Source organism: Pseudomonas sp. BIOMIG1BAC (assembly GCF_001705995.2).
In the GTDB taxonomy this organism is placed as follows: domain Bacteria; phylum Pseudomonadota; class Gammaproteobacteria; order Pseudomonadales; family Pseudomonadaceae; genus Aquipseudomonas; species Aquipseudomonas sessilinigenes.
The window spans coordinates 6,631,763-6,646,158 of record NZ_CP049045.1 but is presented as its reverse complement, the minus strand read 5'-3'; the positions used below and the strand labels follow the sequence as shown (position 1 = coordinate 6,646,158).

At 65.4% G+C, this 14,396-nt stretch carries 17 protein-coding genes; 5 read left to right on the top strand and 12 right to left on the bottom strand.

The features are described from left to right. Positions 1–3 precede the first annotated feature (3 nt). Positions 4–888 carry a LysR family transcriptional regulator gene (locus tag ATY02_RS30895; protein ID WP_068575819.1) on the bottom strand — a complete coding sequence of 295 codons (885 nt, stop codon included), beginning with the start codon at positions 886–888 and terminating at the stop codon, positions 4–6. A 95-nt stretch (positions 889–983) separates the two neighbouring features. Here ATY02_RS30895 and ATY02_RS30890 point away from each other — a divergent pair, with 95 nt between their 5' ends. After that, positions 984–2,390 carry an MFS transporter gene (locus ATY02_RS30890; RefSeq protein WP_068575821.1) on the top strand — a complete coding sequence of 469 codons (1,407 nt, stop codon included), beginning with the start codon at positions 984–986 and terminating at the stop codon, positions 2,388–2,390. A gap of 5 nt (positions 2,391–2,395) precedes the next feature. Here ATY02_RS30890 and ATY02_RS30885 read toward each other — a convergent pair whose 3' ends face one another. Further along, complete coding sequence (locus ATY02_RS30885) at positions 2,396–3,325, bottom strand: DMT family transporter (RefSeq protein WP_068575825.1); 930 nt, start codon at positions 3,323–3,325, stop codon at positions 2,396–2,398. Between the two features lie 102 nt (positions 3,326–3,427). Between ATY02_RS30885 and ATY02_RS30880 the strand changes: the two genes are divergently transcribed. Further along, a complete protein-coding gene (locus ATY02_RS30880; protein ID WP_068575827.1) occupies positions 3,428–4,327 on the top strand; it encodes a LysR substrate-binding domain-containing protein in 900 nt (299 codons plus the stop codon). Positions 4,328–4,330: 3 nt separating this feature from the next. Here the strand turns inward: ATY02_RS30880 and ATY02_RS30875 are convergent, their stop codons facing one another. The 5 genes from ATY02_RS30875 to ATY02_RS30855 all read right to left on the bottom strand — a co-directional run bounded on the left by ATY02_RS30875 (position 4,331) and on the right by ATY02_RS30855 (position 9,101). Further along, a complete protein-coding gene (locus ATY02_RS30875) occupies positions 4,331–6,565 on the bottom strand; it encodes an ATP-binding protein (RefSeq protein ID WP_068575829.1) in 2,235 nt (744 codons plus the stop codon). Then, entirely contained in the window at positions 6,562–7,176 is a 615-nt protein-coding gene (locus tag ATY02_RS30870) for a biliverdin-producing heme oxygenase (protein WP_068575831.1), read from the bottom strand. The genes ATY02_RS30875 and ATY02_RS30870 overlap by 4 nt, the downstream gene beginning before the upstream one ends. Positions 7,177–7,412: 236 nt before the next feature. Next, complete coding sequence (locus ATY02_RS30865; RefSeq protein WP_068575834.1) at positions 7,413–7,805, bottom strand: cupin domain-containing protein; 393 nt, start codon at positions 7,803–7,805, stop codon at positions 7,413–7,415. A 79-nt stretch (positions 7,806–7,884) separates the two neighbouring features. Beyond that, positions 7,885–8,694 (bottom strand): AraC family transcriptional regulator, encoded by an 810-nt coding sequence (locus ATY02_RS30860; RefSeq protein ID WP_068575836.1) that lies wholly within the window; start codon positions 8,692–8,694, stop codon positions 7,885–7,887. A 35-nt stretch (positions 8,695–8,729) separates the two neighbouring features. Beyond that, positions 8,730–9,101 (bottom strand): DUF190 domain-containing protein, encoded by a 372-nt coding sequence (locus ATY02_RS30855; protein WP_068575838.1) that lies wholly within the window; start codon positions 9,099–9,101, stop codon positions 8,730–8,732. 180 nt (positions 9,102–9,281) lie between these two features. On the opposite strand from ATY02_RS30855, the gene ATY02_RS30850 reads away from it, so the two are divergent. The 3 genes from ATY02_RS30850 to ATY02_RS30840 are packed head-to-tail and all read left to right on the top strand — an operon-like array spanning position 9,282 to position 11,276. Further along, entirely contained in the window at positions 9,282–9,761 is a 480-nt protein-coding gene (locus ATY02_RS30850) for a GNAT family N-acetyltransferase (protein ID WP_068575840.1), read from the top strand. A 34-nt stretch (positions 9,762–9,795) separates the two neighbouring features. Continuing rightward, positions 9,796–10,890: a D-alanine--D-alanine ligase gene (ddlA, locus tag ATY02_RS30845; protein WP_068575841.1), complete on the top strand. Its 1,095-nt coding sequence runs from the start codon at positions 9,796–9,798 to the stop codon at positions 10,888–10,890. A 32-nt stretch (positions 10,891–10,922) separates the two neighbouring features. Further along, positions 10,923–11,276, top strand: coding sequence for a gamma-glutamylcyclotransferase family protein (locus ATY02_RS30840; RefSeq protein ID WP_068575842.1), 354 nt, complete (start codon positions 10,923–10,925; stop codon positions 11,274–11,276). 2 nt (positions 11,277–11,278) lie between these two features. Here ATY02_RS30840 and ATY02_RS30835 read toward each other — a convergent pair whose 3' ends face one another. The 5 genes from ATY02_RS30835 to ATY02_RS30815 all read right to left on the bottom strand — a co-directional run bounded on the left by ATY02_RS30835 (position 11,279) and on the right by ATY02_RS30815 (position 14,356). Beyond that, positions 11,279–11,860: a hypothetical protein gene (locus ATY02_RS30835; protein ID WP_068575844.1), complete on the bottom strand. Its 582-nt coding sequence runs from the start codon at positions 11,858–11,860 to the stop codon at positions 11,279–11,281. A 78-nt stretch (positions 11,861–11,938) separates the two neighbouring features. Next, positions 11,939–12,664 (bottom strand): polyphenol oxidase family protein, encoded by a 726-nt coding sequence (locus tag ATY02_RS30830; protein WP_068575846.1) that lies wholly within the window; start codon positions 12,662–12,664, stop codon positions 11,939–11,941. A 121-nt stretch (positions 12,665–12,785) separates the two neighbouring features. Next, positions 12,786–13,598: a MerR family transcriptional regulator gene (locus ATY02_RS30825; RefSeq protein WP_068575848.1), complete on the bottom strand. Its 813-nt coding sequence runs from the start codon at positions 13,596–13,598 to the stop codon at positions 12,786–12,788. 78 nt (positions 13,599–13,676) lie between these two features. Continuing rightward, positions 13,677–14,048: a helix-turn-helix domain-containing protein gene (locus tag ATY02_RS30820; protein WP_068575851.1), complete on the bottom strand. Its 372-nt coding sequence runs from the start codon at positions 14,046–14,048 to the stop codon at positions 13,677–13,679. 5 nt (positions 14,049–14,053) lie between these two features. Beyond that, positions 14,054–14,356, bottom strand: coding sequence for a type II toxin-antitoxin system HigB family toxin (locus ATY02_RS30815; protein ID WP_068575853.1), 303 nt, complete (start codon positions 14,354–14,356; stop codon positions 14,054–14,056). Positions 14,357–14,396 lie beyond the last annotated feature (40 nt).

The window sequence follows — 14,396 nt, the reverse complement described above, 5'->3', positions numbered from 1 at the left end:
GCCTTACCAGCTCACCTGGCCCAGGGCCGCGGCGAATGTGGTGAGTTTTGCCGAGCACTGGCGCGAGGGCGGGTAGACCAGCGACAGCTCGCGGCTGCGCCCGTCGTATGCCTGGAGAATGGGCCGCAGGCGCCCGTCGTCCAGGGCTTCGCGCACGGCGAACTCCATCAGTTGGGCGATGCCGAAACCACCCAGCACGGCGTCCACCAGGGCATCGCCGATATCGAAGATCAAACGCCCCGTGACCGCCAGATCCAGGGGCTTGCCCTGGTCCATGAATTGCCATTCCACCAGCCGGCCGCTGCGCAGGTTGCGCACGGCCAGGCAGTTGTGGCGTTGCAGCTCGGCCAGGTCCCGAGGCGTGCCGTGGCGTTCCAGGTAGGCCGGCGCCGCCACCGTGACCCAGCGCAGCGGCGCCAGGGGGCGGGCGATCAGGCGCTGGTCCTGGATGGTTCCGGTACGCAGCACGGCATCGAAACCTTCATCGACGATATCCACGATCCGGTCGGTCATCACCGCCTCGATGCTCAAGGCCGGATAACGCTCGGTCAGGCCGCCGATCACCGGCATCACCACCTTGCGTCCGAACAGTGAGGGTGTGCTGATCTTCAGCACGCCGGTGGGTGAGTCGCGGCGTTCCAACAGCAGGCTCTCGGTCTGGACCAGTTCCGCCAGCAGCGGCCCGGCACGCTCCACCAGCATCTGGCCGTCCGGGGTCAGGCTGACGCTGCGGGTGTTGCGTTGCAGCAGGCGCACGCCCAACTGCTGTTCCAGGCGCGAGATGGCCCGGGACAGGCCGGACTGGGTCAGCCCCAGGTCCCCGGCGGCGCGGGTGAAGCTGCGGGTTTCGGCCACTCGGACCAGCAGGCGCAGGGCGTTCAGATCCATGATTAAAGTCATTACTGAAAGAAAGAATGGCTTGTTTATCATTTAAAACGCATCGATGAAACTGGCCGCCGTCATTTCATCCGAGGAGTCCCGCGATGTCCGCGAACCCACTAGCCAAGCCGTCGGGCTGGATGCTGCTGTTGCTGGCCACGGCCCAGCTGATCATTGCCCTGGACGCCACCATCGTCTTCGTTGCCTTGCCGGAGATCGGCCAGCGCCTGGGCTTTTCCGCCCAGCAGCTGCAATGGGTGGTCAGTGCCTACAGCGTGACCTTCGGCGGCTTCCTGCTGCTGGGCGGCCGGGCAGCGGACCTGTTGGGCAAGCGGCGTTTCTACATCGTCGGCCAGGGGCTCTATGCCCTGGCGTCGCTGGCAGGCGGCCTGGGGGGCAGTGCCTTGTGGCTGGTGCTGGCGCGAGCGGTGCAGGGTGTGGGAGGGGCGATGCTGTTCCCTGCGACCCTGGCCCTGATCAATACCTACTACGCCGAAGGCCCGGCGCGTAACCGTGCCTTCGCGGTGTGGAGCGCAGCGTCGGCGGCCGGGCTGGCCCTGGGGGCGCTGCTGGGGGGCGTGCTGACCCAGTACTGGGGCTGGGCGGCGGTGTTCCTGGTCAACGTGCCCCTGGCCGGTGCGTGTGCATTGCTGGCCCGGCGCTGGATTCCCTCCGATCCGCCGCGCCAGCGCGGGCGCCAGTTCGACCTGCCGGGCGCCTTGAGCGTGACCCTGGGCGGCACCTTGCTGGTGTTCGCCATCGTCCAGGGGCCGGAATGGGGCTGGGCCGCCCCGGCGACCCTGGCCTGCCTGCTGCTGGCGCTGGCCTTGCTCGGGTTGTTCCTGCGTATCGAGCGCCTGGGGCGCGACCCGTTGATGCCCCTGCGTCTGCTGGGTTATCCACAGCTGCGCATGGCGATGCTGATCACCGCGTTGTTCATGAGCAGCTTCGGGGTGCAGTACTACTTCCTCAGCCTGTACTTCCAGCAGGTCTACCAGTTCAGTGTGTTGCACAGTGGCCTGGCCTTCCTGCCCTCGACGGTGCTCTGCACCCTGGGCATCTGGCTGGGCGAGCGGGCGCTGCGGCGCGCCAGCCTGCGGGCAGTCCTGGTCTGCGGCTTGCTGGCCGGGGCCCTGGGCATCGGCATGATCTACCTGGCGCTACCGGGCAGCCGGGGTTTTGTCGGCCTGTTACCCGGGATCGTGATCATGAGCATCGGCCAGGGCATGACCTGGAACACCATGTGGATCTCGGCGGGGCAGGGCATTGCCGCGACCGAGCAGGGCGTGGCGGCGGGCGTGGCCTCCACCAGCCAGCAGATCGGCGGCGCCCTGGGCCTGGCCTTGCTGGTGTCCTTGGCCAACACCCTGGGCCCGGTGGGCAACCAGGCCTATGGCATCGAGCTGGCCACCGCCGCCAGTGCCCTGTTGGCGTTATTGGGCGCCTTGCTGGCCCTGCGTCTGCCCCGCTCCCCGGTGGCGCTTCCGGGTTGTTCTGCGGCCTCGGGCTGAGGCCCTTAGTGAGCCTGGGGCAGGTGCCGGCGCACCGCCCAGAGCACGCCGGCCAGCAACAACAACGCCGCGCTGGCTTGCAGCAAGCTCGGCAGGTGCTGCAGGCAGATGAAGCCGTAGAGCAGGGCGAACAGGGTCTCGAACACGATCAACTGGCCGCTCAGGGTCAGTGGCAGGCGCCGGGTCGAGGCATTCCACATGCGATTGCCGAACCACGAGCCGAGCACCGCGCTGCACAGGCTCAGGCCCCAGAACAGCATCCAGCGCTGGTCGCTGGCCTCGCTCCGCGTGCCCGGCAACTCCAGGCCCTGGGCCAGCAGCCAGACCACGGCGCTCATCAGGCCGGTGGTGATGCCCCACAGGCTCGACCACTGGCCGCTGTCGAAGCGGCTGCTCTTGAGGTAGCGAGCATTGTCCTTGGCGAACCAGGTCCAGCACAGCAGCGCGCCGAAGGCACACAGCAGGCCCAAGGCCCGCTGGCCCAGCTCCGGCGAATCGCCCTGGGCGGTGAGCAGGGTGTCGAGGTTGATGCAGCAGATCCCGCCGAACACCAGCAGCAGCGGCCAGCGCAGGCGCCGCAACGGCACCGCGTCGGCATCCCCGCGCCCGGCCAGGGTGATGGTCAGGGGCAAGAGGCCGACGATCAGCGCGGTACTGGCCACACCGGCCCACTGAATGGCGCTGGCCAGCAGCATGAAATAGATCAGGTTGCCGGTCAGTGCCAGCTTCACCAGCAGCAGTGCGTCGTTCCAGGTCAAGCGCTGCAGCAGCTCGCGTGCCTGGGGCGCAGCCAGGAGCAGGGAGAATGCACCATACAGGGTGAAGCGGGCACAGCTGAGCATCAGCGGGCTGAACTCCGGCAACAGGCTGGGCACCACAATGGCCAGGCCCCAGACCGCACCGGCCAGGACCGCATAAGCAACTCCGCGTTTCATGCACACACTCGCAGCGATTCATCAAGGTGCGCAGGCTAGTCATTGCTGACCGGATGGACAAAGGATATATAGGCACCTACCTATTCTCCTGGGGAATACCTAATGAGTCGCTTCGCCCGGCACTTGCCGCCACTGGAAACCCTGGTGACCTTCGAAGCGGTGGGCCGCAACGCCAGCTTCACCCGGGCCGCCACCGAGCTGTGCCTGACCCAGAGCGCGGTGAGCAAGCAGATCCGCACCCTGGAGCTGTCGCTCAAGACCGAGCTGTTCGAGCGCCAGGCCCGGGGGGTGAAGCTCACTGCCAGCGGCGCGGCGCTGTTCGCCCAGGTCAGCACCCAGCTCGAAGCCTTGTTGCGCAGCGTCACGCGGTTACGGGCCGGGCGCGATGCCAACACCATCACCGTGCAATGCACCCATGCGGTGGCGCAGTTCTGGCTGTTCCCGCGCTTGCTGGCATTCAACAAGCAGCACCCGGAGATCACCGTGAGTATCCATGCCAACAACGACATGGACGAGTCCAGCGTGGCCGAGCATGACTTCGGCATTCTCTACGGGCCGGGGCACTGGTCGTCCCTGGCGGCCACGCCGCTGTTCGCCGAGATCGTCTACCCCATCGCCAGCCGGCGCCTGGAGTTGCCGGTGGTCAGCGAGCTTGGGCAGTTGGCGGCCTTGCCGCTGATCCAGCTGGACGCCTCGGCCTGGAACTGCATCGACTGGCGGGACTGGTTCCGTCACTTCGGCCTGGACTACAGCGCGCCGCCGGGAGCCCTGGGCTTCAATCAGCTGACCTTGATGTTCAGCGCCGTGCAGCAGGGGCTGGGGGTGGGCCTGGGCTGGGATTTCATGGCCCGCGACGGGGTGGCCCAGGGCGAGTTGCTACGGGTTGGCGACTGGGCGTTCCACACCGGCCAGGCGGATTTCCTGGTGCACCTGCGCAACCGGCGCCTGTCGGCCAGCGGCCAGTTGTTCCATGACTGGCTGGTGGCCCACGGCGCCGAATGAGGGTCAGGCCCGGGGCACGCTGAAGCGGAATTCGCTGCCCTTGCCCACCTCGCTGTAGGCCTGGATCGTGCCACCGTGGGCCTGGACGATGCCCTGGGTGATGTACAGCCCCAGGCCGGTGCCGTTGGGGTTGCCTTCCTTCATGGTCCAGTAGCGGTCGAAGATGAACGGCAGCTGGTCGGCGGGGATGCCTTCCCCGGAATCGCGGACGCTGAACACGATCTGCTCGCCGTCGGACATCGCCACCACCCCGACCTTGCCTTGCTTGGGGGTGAACTTGATGGCGTTGCCCACCAGGTTCGACAGCACCTGGAACAGCCGCTCGGGGTCGGCGTGGATGGTCAGGTCCGGTTCGGCGTGGAAACTGATATCGATGGACTTGTCCAGGGCCAGGGGCGCCAGCAGCGAATAGGCTTCCTCGAAGATCTGCGCGACGTCCAGCGGCTGGGGGGCGATGCGGTAGCGCCCGGCCTCGATCTTCGAGGTGTCCAGCAGATCCTCCAGCAGGATGTTCATGCGGCTGGCGGCCTGCTGCATGGTGTCGATGGCCGAGGAGATGCGCCGCGAGGTGTGCGGGCCGTCGGAGCTGAAGGCCTTTTGCATCATGCCGCATAGCATGGAGATCACGGTCATGGGGTTGCGCAGGTCGTGGGACACCACCGCCACCAGCTCGTCCCGGGCGCGCACTGCCTGTTGTTCGCGCAGCACCTGGCGCGCCAGGTCGTGCTCCAGGGCCGAGCGGCGCAGGTCGTTGGCGGCGAAGCGGTCGCCGTGGCTCCATTTGCTGGAGATCCCGGCCATTTCCACTTTCCAGATCTCGAACGAGCTACGCGGTCGCAGGCGCAGGCCAGCGTCGGAGTTCTCCAGGTCCAGGGGCTTTTGCGGGTTGCCACTCCAGTTGATGTTTTCCTTCACCTCGGGCCGGAACCACAGCACGCCGTTATCCACAGGCTTGGGCAGGCTCATGGCCAGGACACCGCTGGCCACCTGTTGATAACTGGCCGCCGGCGGGTAGACGCTGGCCAGGTGGTGAGTGGCGAACACCGGTTGCCCGGACGCTTGCAACCAGCGGTGCAAGGCGCGGATTTCAGCCTCCGGCGGGCAGTTGCCGAAGCAGTGCAGCTGGCGATCCTCGATGATCGCCACGCCGCCGGCCCGGGTCAGCTCCAGCAACTGCCCGGGCGCCTGGGCCAGGCTGGCGAACACGCTGCCGCTGGCCTGCGCCATGGCCTGGTTGAGGCTGGCCAGGGTGGCGAGCTTTTCCTCGCGCTGGCGGCTGACTTCCAGGGCTTCCATGGCGCTGATCTGCAGCGACAGCACCTGGCCGATGGTCTGGCAGGCGATGCGCAACTCGTGGGGCACCAGCAGTGGCTGGCGGTTGCCGCAACTGATCAGGCCCCAGAGCTGGTCGTCCTTGAGCAAGGAGATGCTCATGGACGACAGCACGCCCATGTTCTTCATGTACTGGCAGTGGATCGGCGACACGCTGCGCAAGGTGGCGAAGCTCAGGTCCAGGGCCTGTCCGGTGTCCGGGCGCAAGGTCGGCACCAGCGGCACCGGCTGGTAGTCGGCATCGGGAATGATCCGCAGCCAGTTGCTGCGGTACAGCTCGCGGGCCTGCTGGGGAATGTCCGAGGCGGGGAAGAACAGGCCGTTGAACACTTCCATGGTCGGCCGCGTGGCCTCGGCGATCACCTGGCCGTGGCCTTCGTCTTCGAAGCGATAGATCAGCACCCGGTCGTAGCCGGTCATGGCCTGGATCTCGCTGACGCTGATGGCGTACAGCTCTTGCAGGGTCTTGGCGGTCTGCAGGCGACGCAGCAGGCGCCCGAGGTTGTCGGTGCGCTGCTTGAGCTCCGGGGCCTGATGCTGTTCGAGCTGGTGCTCCAGTTCCAGGATCAGTACGTCCTGGTGTCGGTGCAGCAAGGCTTCGAAGCGCCTGCCATGGAGCTCCAGGTACAGCGGCGGGGCATCGAGCAAGTGTTGCAGTTGCAGCAGTTGGCGAATGCTCTGGGTGTGTTCGGTGCCCAGGAGGCTGTCCAGGGGCTGCTCGACGACTTGCTCGGCGCATTGGCCCAGCAGGGTCTCGACGTTGGCGCTGACCTGGCGGATGCGCAACCCTGGCTCGTCCAGGGTCAGCAGGACGCCGTGGGGCTGGATTGCGCCCGGGGAGCGGATGGGTTCGTTGGCGCAGTTGGCCAGCAACTGCTCGAAGGCCTGGGAATCCTGGGGGGTCATAGCAGCACCTCGCGGCTGTCGAGCCAGCGCTCGAAGCAGGCAAATGTGGATTGTGCGGCGTCCACTACTTGCTGGCGGGCGCTGGTGTGGCTGGGCATGCGGCCCAGGTAGTCGAGGAAATCCTTCCAGCGCCGGCCGGTAAGGGCGCCGTAGACGTCGAGGAAGGCTCCGCCGTTGCCGGCATCCAGCGCCAGGCGCCGGGCCATTTCGCGGCGCAGGATCTGCCCGCCCAGGGTCGCGCCTTCCAGCACGTAGAGGGTGCCCAGGCAGGCGCCCGGAGTGTCCAGCCGGGGCAGCTGCGGGCAGCGTGGCAGGTGGTCGATTTCGGCCTGGCTCAAGCCCAGGGCCAGCAAGTCGCCGTGCAGCGCTGGAGTCTTGCGCCGCAGTTGCGGCTCGTAGCCGGCCGGAATCAGCCCGCTTTGATCCAGAGCCGCCTCCAGGGGTTGGTAGAAGCCGTAGTAGGCCTGGATCAGGCGTTGGTACCAGGCAGCGTCCAGCTGCTCACAGAAGAACGGCAGGCGTTGCTCCAGGGCCACATGCAGCGTTGCGGTGCCGGCACGCAGATCCTGGAGCAGAGGAGGGGCAAGGGAGGGTTGGTGCGGTTCGGGCATTCAGGGGGCCGGGGTCTGGGCGGTGGAGGGATGCGCCATGGGCGTCATCGAGGACCGGGACCAGGTTGCGGTCCCTGCAATGGAGCCAGCGCACGGAAAACTAACCATGGCTGCCAGGAGCGACGCAGGTTGGTCGACGCTCCTGTAGCCGTTCAAGGGTAGCCGATCTGTGGCTTACCGCAGGTCTGACCCTGGCAGCTCGCTAGAAATTCCCTTGGCCGACCGCCGGGCAGGGATCAGATCCAGATATCGTTCTGTGCCGTGCGTTCGCCGCCCTGGTCTCCGGTATTGAGCACGCCACGGGGTTCGATCAGCAGCAGCTTGACCTCCTCTTCGGACCAGGGCTTGTGCTCCACCCCCCGGGGCACGACGAACATCTCGCCGCTGGCGATGGACACCCGGCCGTCGCGGAAGTCGATGTGCAGCAGGCCGTCGAGGACGATGAAGGTTTCGTCGGTCTCGGCATGGGCATGCCAGACGAACTCGCCTTGCAGCCTGGAGATCTTGAACTGGTAGTCGTTCATCTCGGCGATCACCTTGGGCGTCCACTGTTCGCTGAACAGGCCGAGCTTCTGGGCGAAGTTGATGCTCTGGTATGAGCGTTGCGCGGTGCTGGCGGGATTGTTCATGGGGGCTCCATATCGCTGGTGAATGAGCGCCCAGGGTAGGTCATGACCGGCGGTGGATTCTTGAACGATTGTGCGTGGCTCAGCGGCCGAGCATCTTCAGCCAGCGTGCCGGTGGCAGGCCATAGGCCTGGCGGAACTGGCGGGTCATGTGGCTCTGGTCGGCGAAGCCGGCAGCCAGCGCTGCGTGGGCCAGGGGCTGGCCCTGCACCAGCAGCGCCCGGACCAGGTCCAGGCGGCGCATGCTCAGGTAGCGGTAGGGACTGGTGCCGAACAGCAGGCGAAAATCCCGGGACAGGCTCCAGCGATCGCGCTGGCTGTGGGCGGCCAGCTCATCGAGGGTCAGGGTGCGGTCCAGGGCACTGTGGATGTATTCCCGGGCACGTTCGGCGGCCTGGTAGTCGAAGCGCTGGCGCGGCGCCGCGACCCCGGATACCCGGTTGAGCGCGTGGGCCAGGTCGAACAGGGCATCTTGCTGCTCCAGCGGGTCCATCGTGTGTTCGACACTGCGCAATAGCGCGTCGGTGGCGGCGAACAAGCGTGGGTCGGCGGACAGCCCACCAGCGATGAAGGGCAGGGGTTGGCCACCGAGGATCTGCTGGATCAGCGCGGGTTCGACGTACAGCATGCGGTAGTGAAAGCCATCCTGGGTACCGGCTTCGCCATCGTGGGCTTCGTCGGGGTGCAGGACCATGGTTCCGCCCGGCAGGCTATGACGCCAGCCGCCGCGGTACTGGAAGCTCTGTACCCCGCGCAGGGTGCGGCCGATGGCGTAGGTGTCGTGGCGATGCATGTCGTAGCCATGCCCGGCGAAGTACGCTTCGATGCGCTCCAGGCCCTGGGCGGGTGGTGCGCGGTGAACCCAGTCGGTGGGGGTGGCAGGTCTGGCCATGGAACAGTCCTGATGGGGAAACCAAGGCGGGCACGTTAACTTAAGGGGGCGCTGGCTGTCTTGCTGGGCGCATCAGGTGCCATCGGCTGCGCCTGCTTGCCCAGGTACCCGAACTCGATGGGCGTCTTGATGTAGAACAGCGAGAAATCCTCGGTCGCCAGGCGCTCGAACAGGCGTTCGGCCTCGGCCATCGTCATTGCCAGGCGGATCTCCAGGGGCTGGTCGGCCTGGTCGAAGAAGTGCACCGAATGCAGGTGCCGGGATTGGCCGAAGCCTTCGATGGCGCTGGACAGGGTGGCACCGTGCAGGCCCATGTCGCGGGCCAGATCGACGATCCAGTCACCCAGCATCCGGCCCTGGTGGCGACGGTTCTGCTGGGTGAAGAAAATGACCAGGTAGCCTTTCATGATCGCCCTCCGACAGCATGGTGGCTGCTTCCTTGAGCATAGTTCGCGGGGCGTTCGGCTGTTGCCTGCCCGGAGCGAGTGGAGTAGCGTCCACCCCCTCGCGACAGGCTCATGCGGCAAGTTTTGGGGCCCGTGATGCGAACCCCGACCAGGACGCTACTTCCGCGCAGGAGACCGAATATGACAGTGACCTTCCGCCCGGCGGCAGATGCCGATATCCCGCGCATCTGCAGCTTTGTACGCAACGCCCAGGAGCTGTTCTTCTTTTTTCCCGCCGCCACCTGGCCCTTGACCCCTGAGCAGTTACGCGACTCCATCGCCCAGCGCAGCGATTCCACCGTGCTCGAGCGGGACGGGCAGGTGGTAGGGTTCGCCAATTTCTATCGCTGGGAGCAGGGCGGCACCTGCACCATCGGCAACGTGATCGTCGATCCGGAGGTGCGCAGCGTCGGGTTGGGTGCGCAGTTGATCGGGCAGATGATCTATCTCGCCCGCAGCCGGCACCAGGCTCGCGATGTGACCCTGTCCTGCTTCAACAGCAATGTGGCGGGGCTGTTGTTCTACCCGAAGCTGGGGTTCGTGCCCTTCGCCATCGAGGAACGCAAGGACAAGCAACAGGAGCGGGTGGCGCTGATCCACCTGCGCTACAGCCCGAGCTGAGGCCGGGAATCTTTTTTCAAGACGGAAACCATTCATGAGCAAGCTGCGGGTCGGGATTATCTTTGGTGGCCGTTCGGCCGAGCATGAAGTGTCGCTGCAATCGGCACGTAACGTCGTCGACGCCCTGGATCGCACACGTTTCGAACCGGTGTTGATCGGTATCGACAAGCAGGGCCACTGGCACCTCAACGACACCTCGAACTTCCTGATCAACCAGGAGAACCCCGCGCTGATCGCCCTCAACCAGTCCAACCGTGAACTGGCGGTGGTGCCGGGCAAGGCCAGCGGGCAACTGGTGGAGACCTCCAGCCAGGAGATGTTGGGGCACGTCGATGTGATCTTCCCCATCGTCCACGGCACCCTGGGCGAAGACGGTTGCCTGCAGGGCCTGCTGCGCATGGCCGACTTGCCCTTCGTCGGCTCCGACGTGCTGGGCTCGGCGGTGTGCATGGACAAGGACATCAGCAAGCGCCTGCTGCGCGATGCCGGCCTTGCGGTAACGCCCTTCGTCACCCTGACCCGCGCCAACCGGGCGCGCCATGACTTTGCCCAGGTCCAGGCGGCGCTTGGCCTGCCGCTGTTCGTCAAACCGGCCAACCAGGGCTCGTCGGTGGGGGTGAGCAAGGTCGAGGATGAGGCCCAGTACCAGGCCGCGGTAGAGCTGGCCCTGGGGTTCGACCACAAGGTGCTGGTGGAGTCGGCGGTGCATGGCCGGGAGATCGAGTGCGCGGTACTGGGCAACGACCAGCCCATCGCCAGTGGCTGTGGCGAGATCGTGGTCGGCAGCGGTTTCTATTCCTATGACAGCAAGTACATCGACGAGCAGGCGGCCCAGGTGGTGGTGCCGGCGGCCATCGGCCATGAAGCCAGCGAGCGGATTCGTGCCCTGGCCATCGAGGCCTTCCAGGTGCTGGGTTGCTCCGGGCTGGCACGGGTCGATGTGTTTCTCACTGACAGTGGCCAGGTATTGATCAACGAGGTCAACACCTTGCCGGGGTTCACGCGCATCAGCATGTACCCCAAGTTGTGGCAGGCCGCGGGCATGACCTACAGCGAGCTGGTCAGCCGGCTGATCGAGCTGGCGCTGGAGCGACACGGCGAGCGGCAGGCATTGAAAATCACCCGCTGAAGCGGATCACAACCTTGATTGGGACACTACGGATGAGTGCGGCAACTCCAGCATCGGTTTATCTTTTTTCCTACGGGACCCTGCAGGACAAGGCGGTGCAACTGGCCAACTTCGGGCGCGAACTGGAGGGTAGCCATGACGCCATGCTCGGCTACGAGCAGCACTGGGTGGAAATCACTGACCCGCAGGTGCTGGCCAGTAGCGGCAAGACCCATCACCCGATCCTGCGTCCGGGGTCGGCGGACAGCGCACCGATCCCCGGCATGGTGTTTCGCATCACTGCCGAGGAACTGGCAGCCGCCGACCGCTATGAAGTCTCGGACTACAAAAGAGTCAGCGTGACCTTGTCTTCCGGCCTCCAGGCCTGGGTCTACGTCAGCGCCTGAATTCAGAGCGCCATAACCATCATCCCCAGGCACACCACGACCAGCAGCACCGCCCCGAGCACAATGAACACATAGTTCAGCGGCGTGAAACGGGCGTTGCTGCGGCCTTCGGGATCTCCTGCGGCGGCGTTCAGGCCGCGCTGGCCGAGCCAGGTGATCCAGGCCAGGGCAGGTATCAACAGCAGGTTGGCGATATCCACCAGCGGATAACCGATGTTCTTGCGTGCCAGGCTGTCCAGGATATTGCTGGCCACCGATACGACCACGAATAGGGTCGCCAGGCCATCGTGCTCCCATTTGAAGTCCTGGCCATTGTGCTTGAGCCGGGCATCGGCCTCGCGGTACAGCGCGTGGGTGAAGAAGATGGCAAAGATCGCCCGGGCCACCGGCCACATTTCCTCACCGCTGTCCTGCTTGAACTGTTTCCAGTTCTTGTAGGCCCAGTACAGCCGGTAAAGACCGAAAGTAAGGATGAACAGGGTGAGGAACTTGCCCCGGGACACCACGTAGAACGGCGGCTGCTTGGCTTGTGGTAGGGGGGCGGCCAGGTCCGCCTGGGGCGGGGCATAGAGATTGTCAGACACGGGCACTCCTTGGGTTGGGCCTGAAAAAGGCGGCCACGTTAACCCAGCTGGCCTGGCAAACCTATCTTGATGCTGCGGTCAGCCGGCGAGCGTGCGGCCGATCCAGGAGTACTGGAAGGTCTTTTCCTCGCCCCGATGGCCTCGGCGCCGGTAGCTGGCCAGGCTTGGGGTGGAGCAGTAGGTGCAGAGCGGGCTGATTTCGATCTGCTGATCGATGACACCAGCGGCATGTAGCAAATGCACGGCGTAGCGGCTCAGGTCGAACCACAGGGAGCCTTGCTGGCTGGCTGCGGGCGGGGGGATTTGCGATGGCAGCAGCGGCGTGGGTTGCTCGTGGCTCCAGGGGGCCTGGGTGGCCGGCCAGGGGCGCTGCGGATCTGCCGAGAGGGGGGTGATGAAGTCGGCACTGACCTCATAGCAGCAAGGTTTGATCGAAGGGCCGATGGCGACCCGCACCTGGTGCGGTTCCACACCCTTGGTCCCCATGTGTTGCAGCACATTGGCGATGATTCCGCCGTGCAGGCCTTTCCAGCCGCCATGCACCGCCGCGACCCAGGCGCCGTCGTCGCTGCTGATCAGGATCGGCAGGCAGTCGGCGGTGACCACCGCGATCGGTCGGGTGGAGCGGGTCAGTACCGCATCGCCACGGATGATCCCGCTGGGCAGGGTCGTGCTGGCCTCGATGACATCGCCGCTGTGTACCTGGGAGCAGAAGAACAGGCTGGCCGGTAGCGTCGCGCCGATGGTGGAGAACTCATGGCGGATACCTGCGATCTGCTTCAACACATTTGCCTGGAAACTCATCGGGCCTGCGCTCGGTTACCTCGGGGATGGGGGCAGAGCATAGCGGTATCCGATGCATTTTTGCTGACCGGCAAGCCGTGGGGCGAAGGGGGTGACCAGCGGTCGCCCCGATTCCAGAGCCTCAGGCACCGAGCGGGATATACAACTCCACCACGCTGTCGGGGTGCATCGGGCCGAGGAAGCGTTCACCGCTGTACTCGAACTCCACCGCATCCACGGGCACCAGCCCGGCGGCGGGCAGCCATTCGCTGTAGGCGGCGCGGAAGGTTTCCGGCAGGGTTTGCACGGTGCCGTGGTGCTCCACCCGGGCGTAATGGCGGGCGGGGATCTCCAGCTCCACCATGCCCGGCACCAGGGGCGCGTCGGCGGCCACCGGCAGGCCGGCTATGTAGCGCCATTGGTTGTCGTCCAGGGGTTGGCAGACGCCGTAGGTGCCCATCGGCTCGGCCAGGCGCTGGATTTCCTGTTCGCGGGGTTCGAAGCGTTGCCACAACTCGGGAATGGAGCCCGCATCACCCTGCTGCCAAGCCATGCCGATGATCCGCTGCGCGCTGAGAAATACCCGTTCCGGCAGTTGGGCCTTGGGGAGCTGGCGTGGAGGTTGGGCCAGGTAGCGTTGCAGGTGGCCCAGCACCTTCTGGCCGCGAGCGATGTCGCTTTCCAGTTGCCGCGCCTGCCCTTGCAGCGCCTGCTCCATGGCCAGTGGGCTGTCCAGGCCACCCTGGTCGGCCAGGGTGCGGATGTCCTCCAGGGACATGCCCAACTGGCGCAGCCAGACGATCCGGCCGAGGGTGGCGATCTGCTGCGGGCTGTAGTAGCGATAGCCGTTGTCGCGCCCGGTGAGCATGGGGGCGAACAGGCCGATGCTGTCGTAGTGGCGCAGGGTCTTGGTGGTGAGGCCGTGGCAGCGGGCCATTTGTCCGATGGTGAGCATGGAGCGTCCTGGGTGTTGTTGGGCTTGCCGGCATTTTGGGCCTTTACCTAAGGGCAAGCTCAAGCCCGGCCGTGGTGCTCAGGATGATTTTGTGGGCTTGATCAGGCTCTGGGCGGGAATGCCGAACAATTGGTGCAGTTTCCAGATCATGGGCAAGGTGAGCGCGCGCTTGCCGTTGAGCACTTCATAGACGCGGTTGGTACGGCCGATGGCGGGGACCAGGTCGGCGGCTGACAGCCCGGATTGTTCCATGCGGAACTTGATCGCCTCGATCGGGTTGGGCAGGTCGATGGGGAACTGCCTGGCTTCGTACGCTTCGATCAGGGTGATCATCACGTCGAAGTAATCGCCTTCAGGGGTTCCCGGTTGTGGTTCGTTGTCGAACATCGGCGAGACGCTTTTCAGCGCTGCGCGATAGTCCCGGTCGGTATGGATGGGGCGGATGTTCATGCGGGTTACTCCCTGTCTACGCTGTCAGCGTCGATGGCATCGAACTGTTGGTGCGTACCTACGAATCTGATGTAGAGCGCGCCGAAACGATAGGCCACGGCAACGATCAGTCGATACTCGTTGCCCTTGATGTTGAAGACCACCCTGCGGTTTTTGAGAATGCTGGCGTTGCGGTACTGGTCCTTGATCTGCGTGGGGTTGGACCACTGTGCATTCCTTGCTTCATCGATCCAGGCCAGCAGAGGCTGTTCTGCGTCCGGGTAGCGCTCCCAGAAGGCCTTCAACTGGCTGACTGCAGTAATTCTCATGGCGCGATCCTAGTCCCGCCCTGGGACTTGAACAAGTCAC

Excerpts from the sequence above, each read along its gene's own strand:
- ATY02_RS30880 (WP_068575827.1), top strand. The coding sequence starts at position 3,428 with ATGAGTCGCTTCGCCCGGCACTTGCCGCCACTGGAAACCCTGGTGACC.
- ATY02_RS30890 (WP_068575821.1), top strand. The coding sequence starts at position 984 with ATGTCCGCGAACCCACTAGCCAAGCCGTCGGGCTGGATGCTGCTGTTG.
- ddlA (WP_068575841.1), top strand. The coding sequence starts at position 9,796 with ATGAGCAAGCTGCGGGTCGGGATTATCTTTGGTGGCCGTTCGGCCGAG.
- ATY02_RS30840 (WP_068575842.1), top strand. The coding sequence starts at position 10,923 with ATGAGTGCGGCAACTCCAGCATCGGTTTATCTTTTTTCCTACGGGACC.
- ATY02_RS30825 (WP_068575848.1), bottom strand. The coding sequence starts at position 13,598 with ATGCTCACCATCGGACAAATGGCCCGCTGCCACGGCCTCACCACCAAG.
- ATY02_RS30895 (WP_068575819.1), bottom strand. The coding sequence starts at position 888 with ATGGATCTGAACGCCCTGCGCCTGCTGGTCCGAGTGGCCGAAACCCGC.
- ATY02_RS30860 (WP_068575836.1), bottom strand. The coding sequence starts at position 8,694 with ATGGCCAGACCTGCCACCCCCACCGACTGGGTTCACCGCGCACCACCC.
- ATY02_RS30885 (WP_068575825.1), bottom strand. The coding sequence starts at position 3,325 with ATGAAACGCGGAGTTGCTTATGCGGTCCTGGCCGGTGCGGTCTGGGGC.
- ATY02_RS30855 (WP_068575838.1), bottom strand. The coding sequence starts at position 9,101 with ATGAAAGGCTACCTGGTCATTTTCTTCACCCAGCAGAACCGTCGCCAC.
- ATY02_RS30865 (WP_068575834.1), bottom strand. The coding sequence starts at position 7,805 with ATGAACAATCCCGCCAGCACCGCGCAACGCTCATACCAGAGCATCAAC.
- ATY02_RS30850 (WP_068575840.1), top strand. The coding sequence starts at position 9,282 with ATGACAGTGACCTTCCGCCCGGCGGCAGATGCCGATATCCCGCGCATC.
- ATY02_RS30875 (WP_068575829.1), bottom strand. The coding sequence starts at position 6,565 with ATGACCCCCCAGGATTCCCAGGCCTTCGAGCAGTTGCTGGCCAACTGC.
- ATY02_RS30870 (WP_068575831.1), bottom strand. The coding sequence starts at position 7,176 with ATGCCCGAACCGCACCAACCCTCCCTTGCCCCTCCTCTGCTCCAGGAT.
- ATY02_RS30820 (WP_068575851.1), bottom strand. The coding sequence starts at position 14,048 with ATGAACATCCGCCCCATCCATACCGACCGGGACTATCGCGCAGCGCTG.
- ATY02_RS30815 (WP_068575853.1), bottom strand. The coding sequence starts at position 14,356 with ATGAGAATTACTGCAGTCAGCCAGTTGAAGGCCTTCTGGGAGCGCTAC.
- ATY02_RS30830 (WP_068575846.1), bottom strand. The coding sequence starts at position 12,664 with ATGAGTTTCCAGGCAAATGTGTTGAAGCAGATCGCAGGTATCCGCCAT.